1 protein-coding gene is annotated in these 6,099 nt (G+C 44.5%); it reads left to right on the plus strand.

The genetic code is table 11. From position 1 onward, the window contains the following. Position 1 precedes the first annotated feature (1 nt). The coding region (locus QUB61_RS26155) for an amino acid adenylation domain-containing protein (protein WP_333132981.1) at positions 2-6,099 on the plus strand (6,098 nt) is incomplete at its 3' end.

Here is a 6,099-nt window from a genome sequence, read left to right on the forward strand (position 1 = left end):
CATGACTAACAGCATTGTTGAATTTGTTCGTCACCTGACAAACTTAAGTATAGAACTAGAGGTAGATGGCGTTAGCGGAGCGGCTCCGGAGGAGCTTCGCTTGCGCTGTCATGCACCTGAAGGGGCGTTAACTCCTACGCTACGTCAAGAAATAGCTGCACGTAAAACAGAAATCATACTGTTTTTACAACAAGCAAAGCAGGTCAAAACATCTCATCAATTGCCCATTCAAAGAGTGTCACGGCATGGTGAGTTACCACTGTCTTTTGCTCAACAGCGACTCTGGTTTCTGCACCATTTATCACCAGACAGTCGGTCTTATAATTTGCTGGATGCTCAAATACTATATGGGTCGTTGAATATAGTTGCACTAGAGCAGAGCCTTAGTGAACTCATTCGCCGCCATGAGGTTTTAAGAACTACTTTCCCTACTGTAGATGGGCAACCTGTACAAGTGATTGCTCCGCCCACTGCCTTAACTTTGCCAATCCATAACTTGCAGGGGTTGTCAGCGCAACAGCAGACTGAGCAAATTCGAGAAATGGCCAAGTCTCTTGCCTCTCAGCCTTTCGATCTAGCTGTTGGCCCCTTAGTACAATTCACTCTACTCCAACTGAGTAACCAGGAGTATGTACTGCTGTTGAAGATGCACCACATCATCTACGATGGTTGGTCTTTGAACATCTTTAAACGTGAGTTATCTCAGTTATATGGAGCTTTCGCTCAAGGGTTGCCCAACCCACTACCGGAATTATCCATCCAGTATGCTGACTTTGCAGTTTGGCAACGCCAATGGCTGACTGGTGAAGTCCTGGAACGCCAACTGAATTACTGGCAGCAACAATTAACTGATGCCTCTGTTGTATTAGAACTGCCAACTGATAAACCACGCCCTCCAGTTCAGACCTTCCGGGGTGGAGTTGAGCATTTTCAACTCGATCGCAACCTTACACAACGCCTCAAGCAGTTGAGCCAAAAGTCAGAAGCAACATTGTTTATGACTCTACTGGCAGCTTTTTTGGTCTTAATTTCTCGTTACAGTGGTCAGTTAGATATTATTGTTGGCTCTCCCATCGCTAACCGCAACAACAAGAGCGTTGAGCAGCTAATAGGTTTTTTTGCTAATACCATACCATTAAGGGGCGATCTCTCTGGCAATCCCAGCTTTGCTGACTTTTTAGCGCAAGTGAGGCAAACCACATTATCAGCTTATGCCCATCAAGACTTGCCCTTTGAGATGTTGGTGGAAAAGCTACAACCAGAACGAGATTTAAGCCGTAATCCCCTGGTACAAGTGCTATTTTCCCTCCAGAATGACTCACTGTCTTTTTTGGATTTGCCAGGTTTAACCACCCAGAAAATGTCCTTACCACTTGATGAAATGGTCAGGTTTGACCTTGAAGTCAACTACTGGGAAGTTTCCGGAGGTTTAGAAGGGGTATGGTCTTACGGTGCAGATTTATTTGATGTGGCAACCATTGCCCGCATAGCCCAAAACTTTCAAACTTTATTACAAGCAATTGTTGCCAATCCTAAAGCGCGAGTTGCAGAATTACCACTTTTGACCACAGCAGAACGTCATCAATTATTAGTGGAATGGAACAACACTCAAGTAGACTATTCCCAGGATAAGTGTATCCATCAGTTATTTGAGACGCAGGTTGAACGTACTCCCAATGCTGTCGCAGTTGTGTTTGACAATGAACAACTAACTTACCAGCAGTTGAACACTCGTGCTAATCAATTGGCTCATCACTTGCGATCGCTAGGTGTAGGAGCCGATGTACTGGTTGGGTTGTGCGTGGAACGCTCAATAGACATGATTGTGGGACTGTTGGGGATTCTCAAGGCGGGTGGGGCTTATGTGCCACTTGACCCAGACTATCCCACTGGTCGGTTGAGCTTTATGCTAGAAGATGCTCAAGTAGGGGTGCTATTAACCCAACAGCAATTAGTAGAGTCTCTACCCAAACATCAAGCGCCTGTTGTCTGCTTAGACACGGATTGGGAAAACATAGCTCAAAACAGCCAATCAAACCTGGAAAACACCGCCACACCCGATAACCAGGCTTATGTCATTTACACTTCAGGTTCTACAGGTAAACCCAAAGGCGTTTTAGTCAATCACAGTAATGTAACTCGTCTATTTGCAGCAACAGACGCTTGGTATAAATTCAACCAAGATGATGTGTGGACAATGTTCCACTCTTATGCTTTCGATTTCTCCGTTTGGGAAATTTGGGGTGCATTGCTGTATGGTGGAAAACTGGTAGTAGTACCGTATTTAGTTACGCGATCGCCTGAATCTTTCTACCAGTTATTGTGTCAAAAAAAAGTTACAGTTCTCAACCAAACCCCTTCAGCCTTCCGCCAGTTAATTCAAGCCGAACAGGCGATCGCAACTGCTGACGAGTTAAACTTACGCTTAGTAATTTTCGGTGGGGAAGCCTTAGAACTTAAGAGTTTACAGCCTTGGTTTGAGCGACATGGCGACCAGCAGCCCCAATTAGTGAATATGTACGGAATTACAGAAACAACTGTACACGTTACCTATCGCCCCTTGAGCAAAGCCGATTTGCATGGCACAGCAAGTACAATTGGTCGTCCGATACCCGACTTACAAGTGTATGTGCTGGATCAACATAAACAGCCAGTACCGATTGGTGTTCCAGGCGAAATGTACGTTGGTGGTGCTGGGGTAGGGCGTGGTTATCTCAATCGTCCCGAATTGACCCCACAACAGTTTATCTCTCATCCTTTTATCAACAACCGCCAAGCGCGACTATATAAAACAGGGGATAAAGCGCGTTATTTGCCCAATGGCGAGTTAGAGTATTTAGGACGCATTGATAATCAAGTAAAAATTCGGGGCTTCCGCATTGAGTTAGGAGAAATTGAGGCATTACTAGCTTCTCACCCAGATGTGTGGGAAAACGTGGTCGTAGTACGAGAAGATGAACAGGGCGACAAACGTTTAGTTGCTTATATAGTGCCCCAGGTAGAAAAATCTCCCACAGCCCAAGAACTGCGTCAGTTTCTCAAGGCAAAGCTCGCAGAGTACATGGTTCCAAGTGCTTTGGTGCTGCTGGAATCCTTACCCCTGACTCCCAACGGCAAAGTAGACCACCGCGCCCTACCAAAACCCGAATTAGACAGTAAACTTTTAGAAAAATATATTGCCCCGCGCACTCCCATTGAGGAGATGCTGGCACAAGTTTGGGCGCAAGTCCTGAGAGTGAAACCAGTGGGCATACATGATAACTTCTTTGAACTGGGAGGACACTCACTACTAGCAACGCAATTGCTTTCACGCATCCGCAATATTTTCAAAGTAGAACTACCATTGCGTAGCCTGTTTGCCGCAGCCACAGTTGCCGAATTCGCGCAAAAGATTCAGCAGTTACAGCAACAAGACTTAGAACTCTCTGCCCCAGCCATCTTAAGGAGAGCAAGTGATGCTCAATTACCACTGTCATTTGCTCAACAGCGTTTGTGGTTTTTAGACCAGTTACAACCAAATAGTTCCTTCTACAACATACCCATAGCTTTGCGCCTAGTCGGAACTCTTTCAGTTGCAGCGCTACAACAAAGTTTACAAGAAATTATTTATCGTCACGAAGCGTTACGCACCAACTTTATTACAGCTGATGGACAACCAACTCAAATCATTCATAAACAGACGGATTGGAAAGTCTGCGTTGTTGAGTTGCAACATCTACCAAGCAGTGAACAAGAAATCGCCACACAGCAATTAGCGAAACAGCAAGCTATTCAACCATTTGATTTGGCAAACGGAGCATTGGTCAGGGCGACATTATTAGTGCTGTCGGAGACAGAACACGTTTTATTACTGTCTATGCACCACATTGTCTCTGATGGTTGGTCAATGGGTGTGTTTATCCAAGAACTAGCAGCACTGTACAATGCTTATTCTCAAAGCCAACCGTCTCCTTTAGCACCACTGCCGATTCAGTACGCAGATTTTGCCATTTGGCAAAGACAGTGGTTGCAAGGGAATGTATTGCAAAGTCAATTGAGTTACTGGCAACAACAATTGGCTTCAGCACCAGCTTTGTTGTCCCTACCCACAGACCGACCCAGACCGGCTGTACAGACTGACAACGGAGCATATCAAGAGTTTGTACTCTCAGTTGACTTAACTGATAGTTTGATAAAACTGAGTCAGGAGAAAGGTTGTACCCTCTTTATGACGCTGTTGGCAGCATTCGATATCCTGCTTTATCGCTACACAGGACAAGAAGACAATTTGGTGGGGTCTCCCATTGCTAACCGCGATCGCAGTGAAATAGAAGGGTTAATCGGCTTTTTTGTCAATACCCTAGTCCTGCGTACAGATTTGGCAGGTAATCCCAGTTTTTGCGAATTACTGAGTCGCGTTCGGGAAGTAGCGTTGTCCGCGTATGCTCATCAGAACTTGCCTTTTGAAATGCTGGTAGAAGCATTGCAGCCAAAACGGGATCTCAGCTATACACCACTATTCCAGGTGATGTTTGCCCTCCAGAATGCATCCACATCTGAGGTAGAGTTGACTGGGTTGACTGTTACTCGATTGTTAGCAGAAGGCGCAACAGCCAGGTTTGATTTAAGTTTATTAATGCAGAACACTGCTACTGGGTTGGTGGGTGTGTGGGAGTACAACACTGACTTGTTTGATTCTAGTACCATTGAGCGAATGACTGGTCATTTTCTGACATTACTTGAAGGTATTATTGCTAACCCAGAACAGCAAATCTCACAATTGCCACTGTTGACAGCAGTTGAACAACAGCAGTTATTAGTGGAATGGAATTATACTCAAGTAGATTATCCTTCTGATAAGTGTATCCATCAGTTGTTTGAGGAGCAGGTTGAACGTACCCCAGATGGTGTAGCAGTGGTGTTTGAAGAGCAACAACTCACTTACCAACAGTTGAATTGTCGCGCCAACCAGTTGTCGCACTACCTCAAGTCTTTGGGAGTAGGAGCAGATGTGCTAGTAGGCATTTGTGTAGAACGTTCAATAGAAATGGTCGTGGGACTACTAGGTATTCTCAAGGCGGGTGGGGCTTATGTGCCACTCGATCCAAACTATCCTCAAGAGCGTTTGGCTTTCATGTTAGAAGATGCTCAAATTTCAGTATTGCTCACCCAGCAGTCACTCGTTGACAGACTACCTGAGCATCACGCAAAACTTGTCTGCTTAGATACTAATGCTCGACTGTTTTCTCAATCCAGTCAGGAAAATCTTATCTCTGGCATACAAGTTAATAACTTAGCTTATGTAATTTATACCTCTGGTTCTACAGGTCAACCTAAAGGCGTAGCCCTTAATCAGCTTGGTCTTGGCAATCTGATTCTGTGGCAACTGCAAAATACTCCAATTTCTACGGGAGCAAAAACCCTACAATTTGCCCCTATCAGCTTTGATGTCTCCTTCCAAGAAATATTCACTACTTGGTTTTCGGGAGGCACATTGTTCTTAATTACAGAGGAACTACGCCGAGAACCAGTAGCTTTATTAGGTTTTCTAGAAGAAAAAACTATTGAGAGACTGTTTGTTCCCTTTGTTGCCTTACAGCAACTAGCTGAAGTCGCTGTTGATAGTAAGTTAGTTAATAGTCATCTGAGAGAAATTATTACTGCTGGGGAACAATTGCAGATTACTCCGGCTATATCTCAATGGTTCAGCAAACTAGGTGATTGTATTCTGCACAATCATTATGGACCATCAGAAACCCATGCAGCCACTACTTTTACACTGACTAATTCAGTGGACACTTGGCCGTTACTTCCTCCGATTGGACAGCCAATTGCCAATGCAAAAATTTATATTTTAGATAAATATTTACAGCCTGTACCTATTGGTGTGCCAGGAGAGTTGTACATTGGTAGTGTCTGTTTGGCACGAGGCTACCTCAACCGTCCAGAGTTAACACAAGAAAAATTTATTTCCAATCCGTTTGAGAAGCTAGGAGAGAGTAAATTATATAAAACAGGTGACTTAGCCCGTTATCTGCTAGATGGCAACATCGAATACTTAGGACGCATCGACAACCAAGTAAAAATACGCGGTTTCCGCATTGAGTTAGGAGAAGTTGA

It is taken from the genome of Microcoleus sp. C2D2 (assembly GCF_036702495.1).
Lineage (GTDB): Bacteria > Cyanobacteriota > Cyanobacteriia > Cyanobacteriales > Microcoleaceae > Microcoleus.